This is a genomic window from Mycobacteroides sp. H003, assembly GCF_001440135.1.
In the GTDB taxonomy this organism is placed as follows: Bacteria; Actinomycetota; Actinomycetes; order Mycobacteriales; family Mycobacteriaceae; genus Mycobacterium; species Mycobacterium gwanakae.
This window is the reverse complement of the sequence record NZ_LJYL01000034.1, coordinates 585,193-604,226: the sequence shown is the minus strand read 5'-3', so window position 1 is coordinate 604,226 and position 19,034 is coordinate 585,193. Positions and strand designations below refer to the sequence as shown.

Here is a 19,034-nt window from a genome sequence, read left to right as displayed (position 1 = left end):
TCAGCCGGCGTGCACCCGGACCGCGATGATGCTGTGGTCACCCGGCCGGTAGTACGCGTCGACGATGCTGCCGGGCGCCATCTTCGGTAGCGTGGCGGCAGGTATCACCGCCGTCTCCCGTGCCGGGAACTGGCCGCCGTCCGGCCGCGTCACCATGAGGTCCAGTTGCACCTCACGGCCCGCGCCGGTGGCATTCATCCCGGTAACGACTCCGCGGGAGCGGGTGCCCTGGGCGATCACCGCGCGCTGCGCCCCGGTCAACAGCCGCTTGCGGATCAGCAAGTGGTCGAATTCGGCGGCGAATTCCTCGATCGTGACGAGTCGTTCGTCGGCCTCTTCGTCCGGATGCGCCGACGTGTTCCGGTGACCGGACAGCAACGCCGCGCATCCACCGAAGACTCTGGCAATGGTGGGAAACAGTCCTGTGTTCATGTCGATAGCGTCGGCCCGCCCGGCTGCTACCGAACCCAACTTTTGGTCGGCAGACAACGATTACCCTTGTGACGGTGAGCATCGGGTCGGCAACATCCGAGGCCGCCGTCGTGGTGCAGTCGGCGGTGCCGCGGCGTGCCGTCATCGACCGGGCCTGGCGTGCGATCGGCTCCGGCGTCGAGGTGCTCAGCACCGACGATGGCGGGCCGCTGCGCCGGACCGTGAAACGAATCCTGGACCCGCTGGTCCTGCGGTTGCGTAGCAATGCGGCCTTTTCCGCGCCGGTGCTGGGGGCGGAGGTGGCCGCGGCCATGCACGCCTTGATCGTGGGGCATGGCCCGCAGTTGCGGGCCACCGCAGACTGGTTCGTGATGCTCAAGGCCGAGCGGCGCCGGCAGCGCATCACCACCGGCAACGCTCAAGAGCTGTACTTCCCGGTCTGTTTCGAATTGGCCGTCACCAAAGGTGTTCCGCAGGTTGCGGATCGGCATACGGTGACGGAGATTCTGCACGACCTGCATCGCGACCGGGACCGGACGGCGATCGAGGTACTCAACCGTCACGTCGAGGACCCGGATGTGGTGGCCCGGCTCGCCAGGTTGCGGGATCGGAGCTGGCGCGATGTGCGGCCGGACGACAGCATCACGGGACCGTTCTTCACGGGCCTCACCACGGTGCTCGGCGCGGCCGACAGTCATGGCGAGATGTCGGCGCGTCAACGGGTGTGGGCGGCCCTGATTGCCGATGCCACCCCATACAACCTGGGCGCCAGCGCGCATGGCGACGCTGCCGCTCTGCCGTGGTCCATTGTCGACATCGGGTTGAGTTCCGCTGAGCCGCAACGGCCTCCGGTCATCGACGGAGAAACCGAGGGTGCCCGTCCGATGGATCGCAGCGTTGTTGACCGGGTACGGGCCACGCTGCGCCGGGCGCTGGATCGCGACGAGCTGCCCGATGTTCCCTTGCTGTGTGCCGAGGAGGTCGACCGAGCCTGCGCCCCATGGGGTCTGCTGAGCGAGGACAAGCAGGCCGCCCTGCTGGCCGGCGTCGAGGTGGCCACGGACCTGCGGCCACTGGGCGATTCGGTGGCGACGCGCTACGAGTTGTCCGGACGCGTCCAGGCTCGGCTGGCGAAAGAGGCCTACGTCATGCATGCCCGGCGCTACCTTGCCGCCGGTGACGCCATCCACCCCCGACAGCGCCAGGTCATCGACGACCTGACCGCATTCGCACGGCCCTACCTGAGCAGGTTGTGGGCCCGGTTGCATGGTCGCGATGTCTGGCAGGAATCCTGCGGTGACGTCGATGATCTCCGGTCGCTGCTGGAAGGGGTGGCACGCTCGGTGAGCCTGGACCACCGGCAGCGGATAAAAGCCATGCTGGAATTGCAGGTCGCCGGATGAAACTGATCAATGAATCAGGTTTGTGGACAACAGGTCCTGTGCCTGCGCCGGTTCCGGCGGTCGCCGTTCTCGAGGTCAGCGGTGCGGTGTTGTCGTGGTCGATCGAAGCCCTTGCGGATCCGCCGGTGATCAGCTTCACGGATGCGGAGCGGGCCGACTGGATGTGGAGGGTCCTCGGAGAGGCCGGACATGTCGCCGTCGTCGAGGCGCTGCGTGATCGTGATCCCACCGAGGTGATCGAGCTGTCGTCGGTGTCGGTGCTACCGGGATCTACGGATGTCTTGCGGCGGTTGGCGTTGGGACATTGGTTTCGGAGATGGTGGCCGGCCAGCCGCCGTGACGGCATCGCCGTACTGGACCGGTCGGTGCTCGACGCCGAGCTCGCGGTGCTGACTGCGGCGGCCGAGGATTATTTCACCGACGACACCTTGGACGCGGATGTCGCTGGGCTGTTGGCACCGCATGGCGCGGCACTGGGTTCTCATCGTGACCCGCGCGTGGATTTGCTCGTGGCACGGTGTCGCGAACTTGCCGATGAGATTGGGCTCCAGTGGGATTCACCGGACATCTGGGCCGCGCGGCGCGAGGACTATGCATTGGCCGCCGGCTCTGGTGACGAACCCCGGCCCCCCGGTGCGATCGCCTTCGGCAGCGTGACGATCGCCTGGTCGGACGTGCCGCCGGGGATTTTCGACGCGGCCGAGCAGAATCTCGGTTGGGCGGTCGTTACCGAGGATGCGACGGTGACCGCCCGGGTGCGGGCGGCGATATCCGGTCCGGAATCGTCCGAAGGTATTCCGGTCTTGTTGCGCTGCGGTGTGTTTCATGCGGCCGGCGTGCTGGATGCCGATGGCGGCGCGGTGCTGCCGGTCTTCGACGCACAGGAGCGGCCCGCTGAAGAGGTGCCCGCCTGGAATGCCGACTGGTCGGCGATGCGAGTGAGAGTGGGCGCCGGTGGCGCGGGTGAGCCCAGTGGGTTACGCGATCGGGTGCGGGCTTTCGCCCGCTCCCGACTGGCCAGGCCGGCCGATGACGCGTTCCTCGCCGAGCTACTGGCCGCCGAGTCGGACTACTGACACCCGCATCGCGATCTAGTGGTGCTTGGAGATCCAGTCGGTGATGAAACCTTCCTCCACCCGGAACAGGTCGTTCACGTGGTAGAGGATCAAGTCTTCGAGCCTGCCCCCGATGAACGGGATGTACACCTTGCACGTGCTGGAGAGTCTCAGCTGAGAACCGTGATCGGTGTCGGAGAGCCTGCACACGCCGGCGAAGGAGCCCGGTCCGGCGGGAACCGAGGCGCCGTAGCTGCCCAGCGAGGATCCCTTGCTTTGATCAAACGGCTCGAAATGCTGCACGCGGGTGATCACCATGTCGGTGAGCATCACCTTCTGCGCGATCGGTGGCAGATAGATGCGGGGCAGATTCTGCTTGAGCACCACGTCGATACCGCGATCGGTCACGGTGTGGGTGTGAATCTCGGAGACAGGGGTGAGCCATCCGTACGCCGACATCAAGGTTTCCCAGTAGTCCCGGCTGGCAAAGTCCTGGTAGATCTTCTCGGCCGGAGCCGGAAAATTCACCGTGAAGACCGAACGCCTGGACATCGGACCCAGGTTAGCCGTGGGTGGCGATCCATTCGGAGGTGAATCGCTGTTCCGCAGAGAGCAGGTCCATGAGCTTTCCGCCGACGAATCCCTCGATTTTGCCGCCTACCAGGGGGATCTTGACTTCGACGCCGACCTTCAGATCAAGTCGTGAACCCTTGGCTCCCGGCTGTAACCGCGCGGTGCCCGACAGGCTGACCGGTGCGCCCGGGATCGAGCCCACCACGGTGCCCTCGGATGTGCCGTCTGCGATGGCACCCCATTTCTCGGTGCGGACGATCTGCAGGTCACCTCGGTGAAACTGCGAGACGATGCCGGGCAGCCGGTCGCTGCGCAACACCTGGGTGGTGACGATCTCGAGGGCGCCGTTCTCGGATTTCAGGGAATCCAGGGTTGCGGTATCTGCGCCGGAACCGGCCAGACGCTCGTTCCAGTAGGCCTTGTCGGCGAAGGCCGCGTGAACTTGCTCGACGGTTGCCGAGTACTCCACTGACAGGTCAAATGAGCGGGCCATGGGTGGCAAGGCTACCGTTACGGCCCGTGAGGTTGGCACGAGCAACGCGCGCGCAGATCGAGGATCTTGGCGCTGTTGTCGCTGACGATGCCCCGCTCGCCTCGCTGACGACGTTGCGGCTGGGGCCGGTGGCCGCCACGCTCATTCGGTGCGAGAGCACAGCACAGTTGACGGGCACACTGGCCGCGCTCGATGGCCATCCCACCCTGCTGCTGGCGGGCGGCTCGAACCTGGTTTTGGCCGACGATCTTCCGGACCTCACCGTGGTGCACATCGCGGCGGCCGGTGTTGAGGTGGATGGGCCGCTACTGCGTGCGGATGCGGGCACCAACTGGGACGAGCTGGTGGCGCTGTCGCTGCATGCCGGTCTGGGTGGACTGGAATGTCTCTCGGGAATCCCGGGAACCGCCGGTGCCACGCCGGTACAGAATGTGGGCGCCTATGGCGTCGAGGTGGCTTCGCTGCTGCGCAGGGTTCGGGTGCTGGACCGGGCGACCGGCCAGGTGCGCTGGTACGAGCCCGGCGAACTGGGGTTCGGCTATCGCACCAGCATTCTCAAGGGCACCGACGCGCGCGTGGTGCTGGAGGTCGAATTCGGGTTGTCCACCGATGGACTGAGCTCGCCGATCCGGTATCCGGAGCTGGCCAAGGAGCTCGGGGCGGAGCCGGGGGAGTGCTTCGACGCGTTGGCGGTGCGCGAGGCGGTACTAGGCCTGCGCCGCCGTAAGGGCATGGTGCTCGACGACTCCGATCACGACACCTGGAGTGTCGGGTCATTCTTCACCAACCCTGTTGTGGCTGAGGGAGATCTGGGCGCAATTCGGGCACGCGTGCGTGAACGGTTGGGGCCCGATATCGCCTTTCCGCAGTATCCGGCCCCTGACGGGGTGAAGCTCTCGGCAGGTTGGCTGGTGGAGCGGGCCGGGTTCGTCAAGGGTTATCCGGATGAACGGTCGGCGGTGCGGGTGTCGACGAAACATGCACTGGCACTGACACATCGCGGAGGCGGGAGCACCGCTGACTTGCTGGGGCTGGCCCGGACTGTCCGCGATGGAGTCCTGGATGCCTTCGGGGTGCGGCTGGTTCCCGAGCCGGTGCTGGTGGGCTGCGCGCTGTAACTTCCGGTAATCGAGCGTTGCATTGCGGCGATGGCTCGTACAGTGAGCCAATGGGGCTGGGAATCGGCGTGCACGGGCTCTTCGTGGGGCTCGGCGTGCTGGTCGCCGCCGTTGTTTTCGCCTGTGAAGCGCGCCGTCGGGGCGCCCCCGCCGAACAGTCGTTGATCGCGGTGGCGGGTGCTCTGGTTGGCGGTGCGATCGGGATGCGGCTGTCGGGTTGGTTGGAACACCTGAACCCGGCACACAATCCCAGCCTGGTCGAGGCGTGGATGTTCGGATCACGCAGCATCATCGGCGGGCTGTTGGGGGCGTACATCGGTGTCCTGGTGGCCAAGCGACTCATCGGATACCGGGCCAAGACCGGTGACCTGTTCGCACCCGCGGTGGCGTTGGGTATGGCCGTGGGCCGGATCGGGTGTCACCTCACCGAGGCTCCGGGGCGGCCGACCTCGCTGCCCTGGGGGGTGCATGCTCCGGCGTCGCGGCCGAACTGCCTGGGATGCCTGGCCGGCGCGGCCATGCATCCGTCCTTTCTCTACGAGATCGCCTTCCAGTTAGTGGCTTTCGCGGTGCTGTGGTGGTGGTTGCGCTCACGCGTGACGCATCCCGGCGAGCTCTTCGTCCTCTACGTGTCCGCGTATGCGGTATTCCGATTCTTCGTCGAGTTCAGCCGTGCCAACGAGACAGTGTGGCTGAATCTCACTCGACCGCAATGGGTTCTGCTGGTGGGAATGACATTCGCGGCTTGGCGGCTGTGGCGCGGATATCGCGGGGGATACTACGACGGCATCTTCCGCGGCCGCCTTTCCGAAGCGGTGCGGGCATGAGTTACCCACCGGAACAGCCCAAACCTGGCATCAACGGGGCGACGATGGTTGCAGGTGCACTCTCGTTCATTTTCGGTAATGCCGTGTTCGGATTCCTCGCGCTGATGATCGGCGGATCGCTGGCCGACAGGGCTGGCATCGGCTTCGAGATTGTCCCCGGCTTTGTCGCGGTGGTGGGGATCGCGGTGGCGTTCGGTGTGGGTGGCGTGCTCACCAGGAAGGGTGATCGCGACAAGCGCGGTTGGGGGGTGGGGCTGATGGTCGGCTGGGCATTGGTGTCGATGCTCACCGTCGGATTCTGTACGGGGCTCAATCCGGTGCTGTACCAATGACCGTCCCGCCGCAGCCGCCGCCAGAGGGCGAGCACCCGCCGCAGTACCCGTACGGCCCGTATTCGTACGGACCCGCCGGATACCCACCGCCGCCGGGCTATCCGCAGTATCCGCCGGGGTACTACCCGTACCGTCAGGCTTCGCCGAGGCCGGCCGGTGGTGCGGTCGTGGGGATGACATTCGTCGGGGTCTTCGTCTTCTGGGTGATGACCTTCGGGACCTTTCTGGTCCTGGAGAACGCGATGAGTGGGGGATTCTCGCCTGACACCAGGGCCATCACGCTGGCCGTCGTGATGTCGGTCATCGGCTTGGGAGGTGGTCTGGGATTGACCATTTGGGGACGTGGCTGGGTTCGGGGGCTGGGAATCGGATTCATGATCGGTTGGGCGACGGTGGCGATCATGACGGGGTTCATCGTGGGCTGCATTTCGATGTTGGAAGGGTTGGAGTAGACGTGGCTGGTATGGGGCTGCGCGGGGATCGGATCCTGCGCTACGTCAACGCTTTCTGCCCGTTGTGTCATGAGGTGAACCCGGAGCGTCCGCTCGCGGAGGTGGACCGGCTTTCAGGTTGGCTCGCGCATCGTGATGATCGGGTCTGGCTCGAACGGGCTTGCCGAGTGCACGGATTGGTGCGCACGCTCTACGACGAGGATGCCGAGATCCTTGAGTACCTGGAGGAGTGGACGGCCCCAACCAAGACCCACGTTCCGGACGTACCGGGCAATTACGATCCCATCCCGATGGCGTATCTGCGTGGGCTGCCCGAGATGCAGACGCAGCACACCTGCATCCTGTTGGCCGACATCACCGAAGCGTGTAATTTGCGTTGCCCGACCTGCTTCGCCGATTCGTCACCAGACCTGCACGGTGTGGTACCTGTGCAGCGTGTGCTCGCCAACGTGGACCAGCGCTTGGCCCGCGAGAACGGCCGGCTGGATGTCCTGATGCTCAGCGGCGGTGAACCCACTGTCTACCCCGATCTCGGCCAGCTGCTCGATGAGTTGATGAATCGGCCTATCACCCGGATCTTGATCAATACCAACGGTGTTCTCATCGCCCGAGATGACGCGCTACTGGACCTGCTGGCACGCCACCGCGAACGCGTGGAGGTCTACCTGCAGTACGACGGCCCATCGGCGGACGCGTCGCGGCATCATCGAGGTGGCGATCTGACGAGAATCAAAGCCGAGGCGGTGCAACGTCTCTCCCATAGAGAAATCTTCACGACATTGGTCATGACCGCCGCGCTCGGTGTCAACGACACCGATATCGGTGCGGTCATCCGGCTCGCCCTCGATACGCCGTATGTGGGTGGTGTATCGATTCAGCCGCAGTTCGGGTCCGGCCGGGCCGGCGCGATCGATCCCCTGCAACGGCTCACCCACACCGGTGTGCTCAAACGCCTTGGTCTACAGACCGGTGACGTCGTCACCTGGCGTGACTTGACGGCGCTGCCGTGTTCACATCCGCACTGTTGTTCGGTGGGATACATGTTGCGTGACGACGCGGGTGTGTGGCGGTCGCTGACCGCCCTCATCGGGTCCGAGCGTCTCAAGGAGAATCTGGGGTTGGTATCCAATCGCATTGCAGACCAGGAGGTCCCGCAGCAGCTCCGGTTGGCGGTCAAGGAGTCGCTGATGGGTCTGCTTTCCGAGCAGTCGTCCTTATCGCATCCCACAATCGGTGATGTGTGGAAAACCATTTGCGATAGTTGCGATTTGGGAATCTCGACATTGACGACTCTTGCGGCATCGGCACTACCGGGACGCCGGGCGAAGTTGCGCCGCATGCTCGGACAGCGGATAGTGCGGATTACGGTCAAGCCGTTCATGGACATGTCGACAATGATCGAGGAGCGGCTGACACAGTGTTGTGTGCACGTCGGAACGCACGCCGGGCAGGATCAGTGCGCACCGTTCTGTGCGGTACAGGCGTGGCCGGCGCTGTCCCGGCAACGGCTGTCGGTGTCCGCGGCGGGCGCTGCACCTGAGCTGGTCTTGCTTCCGATCCAATAGGCAAGTGCACCAACGTTGATGATGGCACCGAGCAGGCAGACTCCGGACCATCCGTGGGCGGAGTACATCCACGTCGACGTGATGGCGCCGATAGCGCTGCCGATGGAATAGAAGGTCATGTAGGCGGCGGTGAGACGACCATGAAGTTCGGTCTCCAGCCGATAGATGAGGCTTTGGTTCGCCACGTGCACCGACTGCAGGCCGAAGTCGATGATCACGACCGCGAGGGCGAGTCCGAGCAGCGTCCAGCGCAGGGTGGCCGCCAATGCCCATGCCGCCAGCATCAACGACAGGCCCGCGCCTGTCACCCGGCTTGCCCAGCCCCTGTCGCACCATGCCCCGGCCTTGAAGGCGCCCAGTTCGGCCGCGGCGCCGGCCAGCCCGAAGAGCCCGACTTCGCTATGCGACAAGTGATATGGCGCAGTGATGAGTGGTAACACCATGGGCGTTAAGAGCACGGTGATGGCGGCGAAAATGAGCATCGCGAGGATGGCCCGAGAGCGCAGCGCCGGCTCACTGCGCAGCAGCCACATGGTTGACAGCAGCAGCCGGCGGTAGGGCAGCCTGCGGTGTGGGCGCGTGGATTGCGGCAGTGTGCGTTGCAACAGTGCGGCCGTGGCGACCGCAGCGAGGGCGGCCACCGCATAAACCGAGCGCCAGCCGAAGAGATCGGATAGCGCGCCGGATACTGTGCGTGCCAAGAGAATTCCGCTGATTATCCCGCCGGTTACCACCCCGACTGCCCATCCCTGCCGCTCCGGGGCGGCGTGCACGGCGGTGTAGGTGACCATCACCTGCGTCACCACGGCGAGTGCGCCCAGCGCGGTGACGCTGGCCAGGAATGTCCACGCGTTCGGCGATATTGCGGTGGCGCACAGCGATGCGCTCAGCAGGACGGTTTGCCCGATGATGAGCCGGCGTTGGTCGACGATATCCCCGAGGGGGACGACCAGCAGCAGGCCGATGGCGTACCCGATCTGGGTGAGTGTCAGCACGATACCGACGTGCGCTGTGGGCATGGAGAATTGCGCGCCGATCGTGTCGAGCAGCGGCTGTGAGAAGTAGATGGTGGCCACCGCGAGGCCACTGGCAAGCGAGAACAACACGATGACGGGTCTGGTCAGCACATGCACCCCTGGGTAGAGTTGGTTTCACTTCGCAACCGTTGAAGCGTGGCATGAATGGTTGCATATTGCAACCAAAGGAGGTCGTCGATGGTGGGACGCGCCAGTCACGCGGATTCGAGCTGTACCTTGGCCAGGCCGTTGGGTGAGGTCGGGGACGGCTGGTCGCTGCTGATCGTTCGTGACGCGTTCGACGGTTTGCGCCGATTCGGTGAGTTTCAGAAGAGTCTTGGGCTCGCGAAGAACATCCTGGCGTCTCGGCTGGCGACATTGGTGGACAACGGCATCCTCGAGATTGTTCCGGCCGGGGCGCGCCACGAGTACCAACTGACCGAGAAGGGCCGCGGGCTCTTCCCTGTCTTGGTGGCACTGCGGCAGTGGAGCGACGAGTTCTGTTTCGCTCCTGGAGAACCACGCGTCTGTCTGGTGGATCGCGAGACATCGCGGCCGGTGCAACGCTTCGAGCTGCGTGCGGCGGACGGCCGGGTATTGGCCCCGGAAGATACGGCCGTGCTCGGGGTCTAGTTCTGACTCGGCCGGAATCCGCCACAGGGCTCGCCTTCGGTGAATGCGGGTGTTGGTCGTTTACCGTTCGAATGTCCCGGAACGAAGGAGCGGCCATGCGAAGCGGATTCCTGGTGCTGTTGGTGTGGACCAGCCTGTTGGTGGCTCCTCTGGCGGCGGCCGACCCCGGCGCCACCGCGGTGGACCCGGCATCCCCGGAAGAAACCACGATCCTGGCACCGGCGCTCGCGGACGTGACGGCCCAGCTCGGCAAGCCGGTACGTCTCGACGTGCGCAGCCTCAAGGCTGCCGACGGCTGGGCCTTTCTGTGGTCTGCCATGCAGGAACCCGACGGCAACCCCATCGACTACACCGGCACCCCCTTTGCCGAAGCCTCCGCCAATGGCGTGCTGTCGAAGAAATACGTAGCGCTGCTGCATCAGGACGAGCAGGGCTGGACGCTCGTCGACAAGCGGGTCGGCCCGAGCGATGTCGCCTGGGCCGGGTGGAGTGCGCAGTACGGCGCGCCCGCGGCGATCTTCGATATCCCGGTCTACTAGCCGCGGCGCGGGCCAAAACCGCATGTCCCGCCCGATCCAACGTGTGATCCTGGTCGGGCTGGGCGAAGCTGTCCGCAGCGGCCCGTATCGTGGGGTGTCGTGAAGTACCCCAGGCCGGATATCCGTGATGCGCTGACGCGGCGGCGCGCGCTCACGATGTTGGGTCTGACGGTGCCCGCTGTTGCTGCGGCCTGCACGACCGTCGGCCCGAATGCGCCGCAAGATGCCCCGTCACCGGGAGCGGTCCTGACCTTCTTGCCGGATGACAAGGCCAAGGACGTCAACCCGACTGCGCCGGTCAGCGTGACCGTGGCCAACGGGTGGTTCCAGGACGTGAAGTTGGTCAACGCCGACGGCAAGGTCGTCGCCGGAGCTCTCAGCCGCGACCAGACGAGGTTCCGCACCACCGAGCCCTTGGGGTTCGACGTCACGTACTCCTGGAAGGGTTCGGCGGTAGGTCTGGACGGTAAGGCCGTCGCCGTGTCCGGCTCGTTCACCACTCTGGTGCCGACGGCGAAGGTCAACGGTCAGTTCCAGCTCGCCGATGGGCAGACGGTGGGGATCGCGGCTCCGGTGATCATCCAGTTCGACGCGCACATCGCCGACAAGGCCGCGGCGGAGAAGTCGCTGAGCATCACGTGCGATCCGCCCACCGAAGGTGGTTGGGCCTGGCTGCCCGATGAGCAGCAGGGCTCCCGGGTGCATTGGCGATCACGTGAGTACTTCAAGGCCGGCACCAAGGTGGCGGTTAAGGCCAATCTCTATGGAATTCCCCTGGGGGACGGGGCATTTGGCAATGAGGACATGTCCCTGGACTTCAGCGTGGGGCGCCGCCAGATTGTCTACGCCGATGCGCCGAGTCACCGCATTCGGGTGACCACCGACGCGGGCACCATCTTGGACCTGCCGTGCAGCTATGGCGAGGCGGACCTGCCGCGCAACGTCACCCGCAGCGGGATTCACGTCGTCACCGAGAAGTACGAGGATTTCTGGATGTCCAACCCGGCAGCCGGGTACACCAACGTTCACGAGCGTTTCGCGGTCCGGATCTCCAACAATGGCGAGTTCATTCACGCCAACCCCAATACCGTTGGCCAGCAGGGCAGCACCAATGTCACGAACGGTTGTATCAACTTGTCGCTGGGGGATGCCGAGTCGTACTTCCGCACCGCCATCTATGGCGATCCCGTTGAGGTGACCGGTACTTCGATCGAGCTGTCGTACGCCGACGGCGATCTGTGGGACTGGGTGGTGGACTGGCCGACCTGGCAATCGATGTCGGCGCTGCCCCCGAACCCCAAGGAACGGGCGATCACGACCACGCCGTCTACCTCGTCCATCCCGACCACCGTTCCGCTCACGCCGTCGGGCGCGCCGACACTCTCCGGGACGCCCACATCAGCCCCGTTGACCCCGTCCGGAGCGCCGTCATTGTCCGGTACGCCGACGACCACGCCCCGCTAGTCGCTCGGATCTGTTTGTCGAAGAAGAGGATTGGCGCTCTGCGTGTTCAGTCGCGTGTCGCCCTGCGGGTAGAGGAGGCCTGATCCCGCGGTTTGACGACGATCTGGTCCAGGTTGACGTGCGATGGCCGCGACGCCACAAACGCGATGATCTCGGCGATGTCCTCGGCAATCAGCGGAGTGATGCCCCGGTAGACGGCATCGGCCCGGTCCTGGTCGCCGTCGAAACGCACCACCGAGAATTCGGTTTCCACCGCACCCGGAGCGACCTCGGTGAGCCGCACCGGCTTTCCCAGTAGCTCACCGCGCAGTGTGCGGTGCAGCGCGGCCTGCGCGTGCTTGGCCGAGGTGTATCCGCTGCCGCCGTCGTACACGTCCAGCGCGGCGATGGAGGTGACGGTGACGATAAGTCCGTCGCCGGAAGCGATCAGTTTGGGCAGCAGGGCGCGAGTCACCTGGAGGGTGCCCACCACATTGGTCTCCCACATCCAGCGCCAGTGCTCCAGATCCGCTTCCAGTACCGGCTCCAGGCCCCACGCACCGCCGGCGTTGTTGACCAGGACATCCACTCGATCCAGGCTCTGCGCAAGGGCGGCAACCGAATCGGCGTCGGTGACATCGAGCACAACCGCGGTGCCCCCGATTTCCCCGGCCAGTGCGCTGATGCGGTCCTCGCGTCGCGCCGCAACCACAACATGAAATCCAAGGGCTGCAAGTGATTTCGCGGTTGCTGCACCGATTCCGGAGCTGGCGCCGGTAACGACCGCGACCCGGCCGTCGAACGTGGGATTGGTCATGGACGCCACTGTAGTCAGGGAGCGGCAATGGGCCGCTAGTAGGACATTGCCTCGTAGGGATGCTAAATTGCGCCTGTGTCCATCAAGCGCGCCGCCGAACCCCGGGTCACTTTCGTGATCGCGGGTATTGGTTCTCGGCTGCCGCTGGCTCGCGAGCTGTGTTGTCGCTGCGTCTGTCGCTGCGCCTAGTTTCTGCACGTCTTTCTTGACGTCCCGGGTGCGGTATCGCCCCAGTTCACAACACCATTAGCCATCAGTAGCCCGCGTTTCAGTCTTCGTCTGAACCCGGCCCCCGCCAAAGGACCCTTCTCATGACTTCTCCGGTTCGCCGACCAGTTTCCCGCCACCAGATTCACCCGCCCGCCCTGTACATCGGCGATAGCGCCGCGTCCTCTGTGTTCCGTGCCGCACGTGTGCGCGGACCCGTGGCTCGCGACGCGATTGCCCAGGTCACAGGCCTTTCCATTGCTACCGTCAACCGGCAGGTGACGGCGCTGCTCGACGCCGGGCTGCTGCGTGAACGTGCCGATCTGGCGGTCTCCGGCGCCATCGGCCGTCCCCGGGTGCCGGTGGAGCTCAACCATGAACCCTTCTTGACCCTCGGCATTCACATCGGTGCCCGCGCCACCAGCATCGTGGCCACCGACCTGTTCGGCCGGACCCTGGATGTGGTGGAAACCCCCACGCCAAACGGCCCGCAGGGCGCCGCGCTGGCTTCGCTGGCCGGCAGTGCGCAGCGGTACTTGGCCCGCTGGCACCGGCGTCGCCCGCTGTGGATCGGGGTGGCCACGGGTGGTGTGGTCGACGGACCGGCCGGAACGGTGGATCACCCGCGTCTGGGCTGGACCGAGGCTCCCGTTGGCCGGGTCTTCGCCGACACGCTGGGGCTGCCGGTCTCGGTGGCCTCGCATGTGGATGCGATGGCTGGCGCAGAGCTGCTGCTGGGGCTGCGGCGTTTCGCGGCCCGTTCCCTGACGAGTCTGTACGTATATGCCCGTGAGACAGTTGGTTTCGCGCTGGCCATCGACGGCCGGGTGCACAGCCCGTCCAGCGGTCCGGGCACTATCGCGGCGCTGCCGGTTGATTCCGAATTGCTCGGTGGCACCGGCAAGTTGGAGACCACCGTGAGTGACGAGGCAGTGCTGGCGGCCGCGCGCAGGCTACGTATCGTGCCGGCAGGTGACGGCGTGTCGGTGAGCGCGGTATACAAAGCCGCGCGTGGCGGCAATGACTCTGCGCAGCAACTGCTTTCCGAGCGTGGCCGGGTGCTGGGGCAGTCGGTGGCGTTACTGCGCGACATCCTGAACCCAGACGAGGTGATCGTCGGTGGGCAGGCCTTCACCGAATACCCCGAGGTGATGAACGACGTCGAGACGGCGTTCCTGGATCGATCGACGTTGTCCAAGCGCGATATTCGGGTGACGGCGTTCGGTAACCGGGTTCAGGAAGCGGGTGCCGGTGTGGTGTCCCTGGGGGGATTGTTCGCCGATCCGCTGGGCGCCATGCGACGGGCATCGGCCCGGCGCTCGGAGACCTCCGCACTGGCCTAGGGCTCGTCATGCGCCGAGAGTGAGGCTATGGCGGGAATTCCCGCGGTTTTCCGCCATAGCCTCACCGAGGCGATGTGATTGCTGGCGATTTGGCCGCGAATCTACGACTCGGGGCCAAAAAGTGATAGGCATGTGCGCATGACGCATATCCACCACGTGTCCTCTGCGAAGGTGCCGATGGCGTATGCCTTCGACTACATCAGTGATGCGCACCATCTGGCGGCCTGGATGTTCGGAATCGAGCACGTTCGTTTTGTGAACGACGTGCCGCGGGGGCTCGGGGCGAAATACGACATCGCCATCAACCTCGGCGCCACGCTCCGGTCGACGATCGAGGTGACGGGCTGGGACCCCGACACCTTGTTCACCACCGAGTCGCGTTCCGGGATTGACAACCAGATCGAATGCCGGTTCCGGCCGATATCCGATGACGAAACCGAGCTGGAGATCAACATCGACTACCGGCTGCCGGGCGGGCTCGCCGGGCGGGCGCTGGGCAAGGTCATCTCACCGTTCATCTCGCTGGCCATCACGCATTCGGATGAGAAGTTGCGCAAGATCCTCGAAGAGGGATACCGGCAGAAGATCGCCGCACGCTGAGGCTCAAGCCGCTGGTAGGAGTGCTGCGCACCGATGGCTTGTGCGCTAGTGACAAGATGGCAGTGTGCTTAGTGGCGATGAGTTCGCGCGCCGGGCGGTTTCGGCGCTGAAGCCGCGCCGCATCGCCGTCCTATCCGTACACACCTCGCCACTGGCTCAGCCGGGCACCGGCGATGCCGGTGGCATGAACGTCTACGTGCTGCAAACGGCCCTTCAACTGGCTCGCCGGGGTGTCGCCGTCGACATCTTCACCCGTGCCACCGCGTCCTCCGATGAGCCGGTGGTGTCCGTCGCCGATGGGGTGACCGTGCGCAATATCGTCGCGGGGCCGTTCGAGGGCCTGGACAAGTACGACCTGCCCACCCAGCTGTGCGCATTCACCGCCGGGGTGTTGCGCGCCGAGGCGGTCCACGAGCCGGGCTACTACAACTTGGTTCACTCGCACTACTGGCTTTCCGGTCAGGCGGGCTGGCTGGCCCGGGACCGATGGGGCGTTCCGCTGGTTCACACCGCGCATACGCTCGCCGCGGTGAAGAATCGGACGCTCGCCGAAGGAGACCGTCCGGAGCCCGCGTTGCGTGCGGTGGGGGAGCAGCAGGTGGTGGATGAGGCCGACCGGCTCATCGTCAACACCAAAGATGAAGCAGAGCAGCTGGTTTCGATACATGCCGCAGACCCCGGCCGCATCGATATCGTGCATCCGGGTGTCGATTTGGACGTGTTCACGCCCGGAGACAAGTCGGCCGCGCGTGCCGAGCTCGGCCTGCGAGCCGATGAACAGATCGTCGCCTTCGTCGGAAGAATTCAGCCGCTCAAGGCTCCCGACCTGCTGGTACGTGCGGCCCAGCAGCTGCCAGGGGTGCGAGTTCTCATCGTCGGTGGGCCATCCGGTAGCGGTCTCGACGAGCCCACGGCGTTGCAGGATCTCGCCGTGGATCTCGGCATCGCGGACCGTGTCACCTTTCTACCGCCGCAGTCACGAGAGCGGCTTGCCCAGGTATATCGGGCAGCCGATATCGTTGCGGTGCCCAGCTATTCGGAATCATTTGGCCTCGTGGCGATCGAGGCTCAAGCGTGTGGCACCCCGGTGGTGGCGGCCGACGTGGGAGGCCTTCCGGTAGCTGTCGCGGATCAACGTACCGGTCTTCTGGTCCCGACGCATTGCACCCAGGACTGGGCGGATGCCATCGGGAACTTGTTGGCGCGTAACGGTTCCGAGCTCAGCCAGGCGGCCGCGGCGCACGCCGCGGGCTTCTCCTGGTCCAGCACCGCTGAGGCCCTGCTGGCCAGCTACAGCCGCGCCATCGCTGATTACCGTGCACCACAAAGGCCCGCGACGCCGCGTGCGCCGCGTGCGCGATTCCGGTCGCGCCGGCTGTCCGGTTTGCGGCGATGACCACCGCGGGGGAGGCCTACGCCACCATTGTGCGGACGCTGGTGGACCGGGAGGTCACCTTTACCGAGCACCACGGGCCGGACGGCAAACCGGCGCTGATCGTGGAGCTGCCGGGCGAACGCAAGCAGAAGATCACCACGATGCTCAGCCCGGGCGAGCATGCCGTGCGCGTCGAGGTGTTCGTTTGTCGCCGACCCGACGAGAACACCGAGGGTGTTTACCGCTACCTGCTCAAACGCAACCGCCGCTTGTACGCCGTCGCGTACACGATCGACAACATGGGCGACATCTACCTGGTGGGCCGCCTGCCGCTGCCCGCCGTTACCCCGGACGAGATCGACAGGTTGCTCGGACAGGTGCTGGAAGCCGTGGACAACGACTTCAACATCTTGCTGGAGCTGGGATTCAAGACGTCCATTCAGAAGGAATGGGCGTGGCGTACTTCGCGGGGCGAGTCGTTGAAGAACCTTGAGGCCTTCGAGCATCTCATCGAGGATTGACCGGCGCCGGGCAGTACAGGCCCGAAGACACAAGGACCATCAGCACGGACTAGACGCGGCGTGCAAGACTGTCCGGCGTGACGTTTCGTAGCCCTCTGCCCGACGTTTCCATTCCCGACTGCTCGGTCTACGAGTACGTATTCGGAGATACCGGCGTAGACGACAGTCGTGTCGCGCTGATCGACGGGCTTTCCGGTGCGCAGACCACCTTCGGCGAGCTGCGGTCGCAGGTCGACGCCACGGCGGCGGGTCTGGCCGCCCGCGGGTTCGGCCTCGGCGATGTCGCAGCGGTCTTCCTGCCGAACTGCTCGACGTTCGCGGTGGTGCTGCACGGCATCTTGCGTGCGGGCGGTACCGCCAGCACCGTGAACGTGTTGTACACCGCCGAGGAACTGGCCAAGCAGCTCATCGATTCCAAGGCGCAGCTCGTTTTCACGGTCTCGCCGCTGCTGTCGCGCGCGCTGGAGGCCGCGGAGATCGCGGGCATCGATGCTGCCAATGTGATCACCATCGACCCCGTCGAGGGGCGTCGCTCGCTGGCCGACATCGTGCGGCCCGATCTGGCGCCGCCGGAGGTTTCCTTCGACCCGGCAACGCATTTGGCAGTGCTGCCGTATTCCTCGGGAACCACCGGCAAGGCCAAGGGCGTCATGCTCACCCACTACAACCTGGTCGCCAACATCGCGCAGGCCAAACACCTGTACGGAGTGGAGCAAGGCGACCGGGTGCTGGCCGTCCTTCCGTTCTTCCACATCTACGGCTTGGTCGTACTGCTCAACGTGCAGCTCAAGCTGGGCGCCGAGCTGGTGATCCTGCCGCGCTTCGAGCTCGATACCTTCCTGGGTTCCATCGCCAACTACCGCGTGGACCACGTCTTCGTGGCGCCGCCGGTGGCGGTGGTGCTGGCCAAGCATCCGGATGTCGACAAGCACGACGTCTCCTGCTTGCGATCGGTGTTCTCCGGCGCCGCTCCGTTGGACGAACAGCTGGGCAATGCCGTTGCCGCACGCCTCAATTGCCGCGTCAGCCAGGGTTATGGCATGACCGAGTTGAGCCCCGTTAGCCACCTCATCCCACCGGGCCGGCCCGACATTCCGCTGAACTCGGTGGGTATTCCGGTCCCGAACACCGAGAACAAGCTCATCGACACCGAGACCGGTGCGGAGATCGATGTACCGGCCGAAGGCGAGAGTGCCCCCGGCGAGCTGCTGGTACGGGGCCCCAATGTGATGGCCGGTTACCTCGGCAACGAGGAGGCCACCGCGGCCACGATCGAGCCTGACGGATTCCTGCACACCGGAGATATCGCTGTCGTGCGTGCCGACGGAGTGGTGACGATCGTCGACCGGCTCAAGGAGCTCATCAAGTACAAGGGCTACCAGGTGCCGCCCGCGGAATTGGAGGCGCTGCTGCTGTCCCACCCGGGTATCGGCGACGCCGCCGTGATCGGCGTTCCCGACCCGTCCAGTGGCGAGATTCCCAAAGCCTTTGTGGTGCGCACCGATTCCGACCTCACCGATGAGGCCGTTATGGCCTTCGTCGAGCAGAAAGTGGCTCCGCACAAGCGGATTCGGCAGGTGGAGTTCATCGACGCGATCCCCAAGAGCGCGGCGGGCAAGATCCTGCGCAAGGACCTGCGCGCGCGTATCTGACCTGCGAAATCCGCTGGCGGATTCTCAGACCCGAGTGGCACCCTGGAGCGCATGGGCCATGTGTACGAGGAGATCGACGACAAGCTCGCTCGATGGCTGACCGAGCAGCCGGTGTTCTTCGTGGGCACCGCACCCTCCGGCCCGGACGGGCATGTCAACGTCTCCCCCAAGGGCATGGCCGGGACCTTCGCGGTGCTCGGTCCACACCGGGTGGGCTACCTGGACTACTTCGGCAGCGGTGCGGAGACCATCGCGCACGTGCGGGACAACGGGCGCATCGTGCTCATGTTCTGCTCGTTCGACAAGCGCTGCCGCATCATCAGGCTCCATGGCACCGCGCGTGTGGTGCAGTTCAACGAGCCTGAGTACCCGGAACTTCGCAGCCACTTCACCCAGGAGCTCGAAAAGGGTGCGCGTTCAATCATTTTGGTTGATGTCACCCGGGTGGCCGATTCGTGCGGTTATTCGGTTCCGCTGATGGACTTCGTGGGACATCGCGACGTGTACGAGAAGCACATCGAGAAGGTGCCCGAGGAGAAGATGACTCTGGATAGTGCGCTGGAGAAGAACGGCAGCTCGATCGATGGCCTGACTGCCCTGCGGTAGCCTGCACGCGGTACGACTAACCCGACATTAAT

Annotated in this window: 21 protein-coding genes; 16 read left to right on the top strand and 5 right to left on the bottom strand. The window is 65.2% G+C overall.

What is annotated here, in order from left to right; translation table 11 throughout:
- Complete coding sequence (locus AOT87_RS23140; protein WP_046256025.1) at positions 1–438, bottom strand: hypothetical protein; 438 nt, start codon at positions 436–438, stop codon at positions 1–3.
- A 68-nt stretch (positions 439–506) separates the two neighbouring features.
- On the opposite strand from AOT87_RS23140, the gene AOT87_RS23135 reads away from it, so the two are divergent.
- Both AOT87_RS23135 and AOT87_RS23130 read left to right on the top strand, forming a co-directional pair.
- Positions 507–1,835 (top strand): hypothetical protein, encoded by a 1,329-nt coding sequence (locus AOT87_RS23135; protein ID WP_057967887.1) that lies wholly within the window; start codon positions 507–509, stop codon positions 1,833–1,835.
- Complete coding sequence (locus tag AOT87_RS23130) at positions 1,832–2,911, top strand: hypothetical protein (RefSeq protein WP_057967787.1); 1,080 nt, start codon at positions 1,832–1,834, stop codon at positions 2,909–2,911. Before AOT87_RS23135 ends, AOT87_RS23130 begins: the two co-directional genes overlap by 4 nt.
- A 15-nt stretch (positions 2,912–2,926) precedes the next feature.
- On the opposite strand, the gene AOT87_RS23125 is transcribed toward AOT87_RS23130, so the two are convergent.
- The gene (locus AOT87_RS23125) at positions 2,927–3,442 is read right to left on the bottom strand and encodes a DUF2505 domain-containing protein (protein ID WP_057967788.1); all 516 of its coding nucleotides are present in this window, start codon (positions 3,440–3,442) and stop codon (positions 2,927–2,929) included.
- A gap of 10 nt (positions 3,443–3,452) precedes the next feature.
- Positions 3,453–3,956, bottom strand: a complete 504-nt coding sequence (locus tag AOT87_RS23120; protein ID WP_057967789.1) for a DUF2505 domain-containing protein — start codon at positions 3,954–3,956, stop codon at positions 3,453–3,455.
- Between the two features lie 26 nt (positions 3,957–3,982).
- Here AOT87_RS23120 and AOT87_RS23115 point away from each other — a divergent pair, with 26 nt between their 5' ends.
- The 5 genes from AOT87_RS23115 to AOT87_RS23095 are packed head-to-tail and all read left to right on the top strand — an operon-like array spanning position 3,983 to position 8,250.
- Positions 3,983–5,074 carry a UDP-N-acetylmuramate dehydrogenase gene (locus AOT87_RS23115; RefSeq protein ID WP_057967790.1) on the top strand — a complete coding sequence of 364 codons (1,092 nt, stop codon included), beginning with the start codon at positions 3,983–3,985 and terminating at the stop codon, positions 5,072–5,074.
- A 50-nt stretch (positions 5,075–5,124) separates the two neighbouring features.
- Positions 5,125–5,901: a prolipoprotein diacylglyceryl transferase family protein gene (locus AOT87_RS23110; RefSeq protein ID WP_057967791.1), complete on the top strand. Its 777-nt coding sequence runs from the start codon at positions 5,125–5,127 to the stop codon at positions 5,899–5,901.
- Entirely contained in the window at positions 5,898–6,233 is a 336-nt protein-coding gene (locus tag AOT87_RS23105; RefSeq protein WP_057967792.1) for a hypothetical protein, read from the top strand. The genes AOT87_RS23110 and AOT87_RS23105 overlap by 4 nt, the downstream gene beginning before the upstream one ends.
- The gene (locus tag AOT87_RS23100) at positions 6,230–6,685 is read left to right on the top strand and encodes a hypothetical protein (protein ID WP_057967793.1); all 456 of its coding nucleotides are present in this window, start codon (positions 6,230–6,232) and stop codon (positions 6,683–6,685) included. The genes AOT87_RS23105 and AOT87_RS23100 overlap by 4 nt, the downstream gene beginning before the upstream one ends.
- A gap of 11 nt (positions 6,686–6,696) precedes the next feature.
- The gene (locus tag AOT87_RS23095) at positions 6,697–8,250 is read left to right on the top strand and encodes a radical SAM protein (protein WP_057967794.1); all 1,554 of its coding nucleotides are present in this window, start codon (positions 6,697–6,699) and stop codon (positions 8,248–8,250) included.
- Here AOT87_RS23095 and AOT87_RS23090 read toward each other — a convergent pair.
- The gene (locus AOT87_RS23090) at positions 8,139–9,377 is read right to left on the bottom strand and encodes an MFS transporter (protein WP_081346460.1); all 1,239 of its coding nucleotides are present in this window, start codon (positions 9,375–9,377) and stop codon (positions 8,139–8,141) included. The two genes, AOT87_RS23095 and AOT87_RS23090, sit on opposite strands and share 112 nt — an antisense overlap.
- Before the next feature lie 87 nt (positions 9,378–9,464).
- On the opposite strand from AOT87_RS23090, the gene AOT87_RS23085 reads away from it, so the two are divergent.
- The 3 genes from AOT87_RS23085 to AOT87_RS23075 all read left to right on the top strand — a co-directional run bounded on the left by AOT87_RS23085 (position 9,465) and on the right by AOT87_RS23075 (position 11,902).
- Positions 9,465–9,899 (top strand): helix-turn-helix domain-containing protein, encoded by a 435-nt coding sequence (locus AOT87_RS23085; RefSeq protein WP_057967795.1) that lies wholly within the window; start codon positions 9,465–9,467, stop codon positions 9,897–9,899.
- 95 nt (positions 9,900–9,994) lie between these two features.
- A complete protein-coding gene (locus tag AOT87_RS23080) occupies positions 9,995–10,438 on the top strand; it encodes a hypothetical protein (RefSeq protein ID WP_057967796.1) in 444 nt (147 codons plus the stop codon).
- A gap of 99 nt (positions 10,439–10,537) precedes the next feature.
- A complete protein-coding gene (locus tag AOT87_RS23075; RefSeq protein WP_057967797.1) occupies positions 10,538–11,902 on the top strand; it encodes an Ig-like domain-containing protein in 1,365 nt (454 codons plus the stop codon).
- 46 nt (positions 11,903–11,948) lie between these two features.
- On the opposite strand, the gene AOT87_RS23070 is transcribed toward AOT87_RS23075, so the two are convergent.
- Positions 11,949–12,698, bottom strand: coding sequence for an SDR family oxidoreductase (locus AOT87_RS23070; protein ID WP_057967798.1), 750 nt, complete (start codon positions 12,696–12,698; stop codon positions 11,949–11,951).
- A gap of 311 nt (positions 12,699–13,009) precedes the next feature.
- Between AOT87_RS23070 and AOT87_RS23065 the strand changes: the two genes are divergently transcribed.
- The 6 genes from AOT87_RS23065 (at position 13,010) to AOT87_RS23040 (ending at position 19,002) form a co-directional block, all read left to right on the top strand.
- A complete protein-coding gene (locus AOT87_RS23065) occupies positions 13,010–14,248 on the top strand; it encodes an ROK family transcriptional regulator (RefSeq protein WP_030096429.1) in 1,239 nt (412 codons plus the stop codon).
- A 138-nt stretch (positions 14,249–14,386) separates the two neighbouring features.
- On the top strand, positions 14,387–14,848 hold the full coding sequence (locus tag AOT87_RS23060; protein WP_057967799.1) for an SRPBCC family protein: 462 nt from the start codon (positions 14,387–14,389) through the stop codon (positions 14,846–14,848).
- A 64-nt stretch (positions 14,849–14,912) separates the two neighbouring features.
- Complete coding sequence (gene mshA, locus AOT87_RS23055; protein WP_030096431.1) at positions 14,913–16,244, top strand: D-inositol-3-phosphate glycosyltransferase; 1,332 nt, start codon at positions 14,913–14,915, stop codon at positions 16,242–16,244.
- Positions 16,241–16,744: a YbjN domain-containing protein gene (locus AOT87_RS23050; protein ID WP_057964901.1), complete on the top strand. Its 504-nt coding sequence runs from the start codon at positions 16,241–16,243 to the stop codon at positions 16,742–16,744. Before mshA ends, AOT87_RS23050 begins: the two co-directional genes overlap by 4 nt.
- Before the next feature lie 77 nt (positions 16,745–16,821).
- On the top strand, positions 16,822–18,396 hold the full coding sequence (locus AOT87_RS23045) for an AMP-binding protein (RefSeq protein WP_030096433.1): 1,575 nt from the start codon (positions 16,822–16,824) through the stop codon (positions 18,394–18,396).
- A gap of 51 nt (positions 18,397–18,447) precedes the next feature.
- A complete protein-coding gene (locus tag AOT87_RS23040) occupies positions 18,448–19,002 on the top strand; it encodes a pyridoxamine 5'-phosphate oxidase family protein (RefSeq protein ID WP_030096434.1) in 555 nt (184 codons plus the stop codon).
- The last annotated feature ends 32 nt before the right edge of the window (positions 19,003–19,034 follow it).

What these genes read in the sequence shown, in the direction of transcription:
- AOT87_RS23050 (WP_057964901.1), top strand. Translation starts at nt 16,241, where the DNA reads ATGACCACCGCGGGGGAGGCCTACGCCACCATTGTGCGGACGCTGGTG.
- AOT87_RS23070 (WP_057967798.1), bottom strand. Translation starts at nt 12,698, where the DNA reads ATGACCAATCCCACGTTCGACGGCCGGGTCGCGGTCGTTACCGGCGCC.
- AOT87_RS23110 (WP_057967791.1), top strand. Translation starts at nt 5,125, where the DNA reads ATGGGGCTGGGAATCGGCGTGCACGGGCTCTTCGTGGGGCTCGGCGTG.
- AOT87_RS23125 (WP_057967788.1), bottom strand. Translation starts at nt 3,442, where the DNA reads ATGTCCAGGCGTTCGGTCTTCACGGTGAATTTTCCGGCTCCGGCCGAG.
- AOT87_RS23120 (WP_057967789.1), bottom strand. Translation starts at nt 3,956, where the DNA reads ATGGCCCGCTCATTTGACCTGTCAGTGGAGTACTCGGCAACCGTCGAG.
- AOT87_RS23105 (WP_057967792.1), top strand. Translation starts at nt 5,898, where the DNA reads ATGAGTTACCCACCGGAACAGCCCAAACCTGGCATCAACGGGGCGACG.
- AOT87_RS23100 (WP_057967793.1), top strand. Translation starts at nt 6,230, where the DNA reads ATGACCGTCCCGCCGCAGCCGCCGCCAGAGGGCGAGCACCCGCCGCAG.
- AOT87_RS23095 (WP_057967794.1), top strand. Translation starts at nt 6,697, where the DNA reads ATGGGGCTGCGCGGGGATCGGATCCTGCGCTACGTCAACGCTTTCTGC.
- AOT87_RS23130 (WP_057967787.1), top strand. Translation starts at nt 1,832, where the DNA reads ATGAAACTGATCAATGAATCAGGTTTGTGGACAACAGGTCCTGTGCCT.
- AOT87_RS23080 (WP_057967796.1), top strand. Translation starts at nt 9,995, where the DNA reads ATGCGAAGCGGATTCCTGGTGCTGTTGGTGTGGACCAGCCTGTTGGTG.
- AOT87_RS23060 (WP_057967799.1), top strand. Translation starts at nt 14,387, where the DNA reads ATGACGCATATCCACCACGTGTCCTCTGCGAAGGTGCCGATGGCGTAT.
- AOT87_RS23065 (WP_030096429.1), top strand. Translation starts at nt 13,010, where the DNA reads ATGACTTCTCCGGTTCGCCGACCAGTTTCCCGCCACCAGATTCACCCG.
- AOT87_RS23085 (WP_057967795.1), top strand. Translation starts at nt 9,465, where the DNA reads ATGGTGGGACGCGCCAGTCACGCGGATTCGAGCTGTACCTTGGCCAGG.
- AOT87_RS23040 (WP_030096434.1), top strand. Translation starts at nt 18,448, where the DNA reads ATGGGCCATGTGTACGAGGAGATCGACGACAAGCTCGCTCGATGGCTG.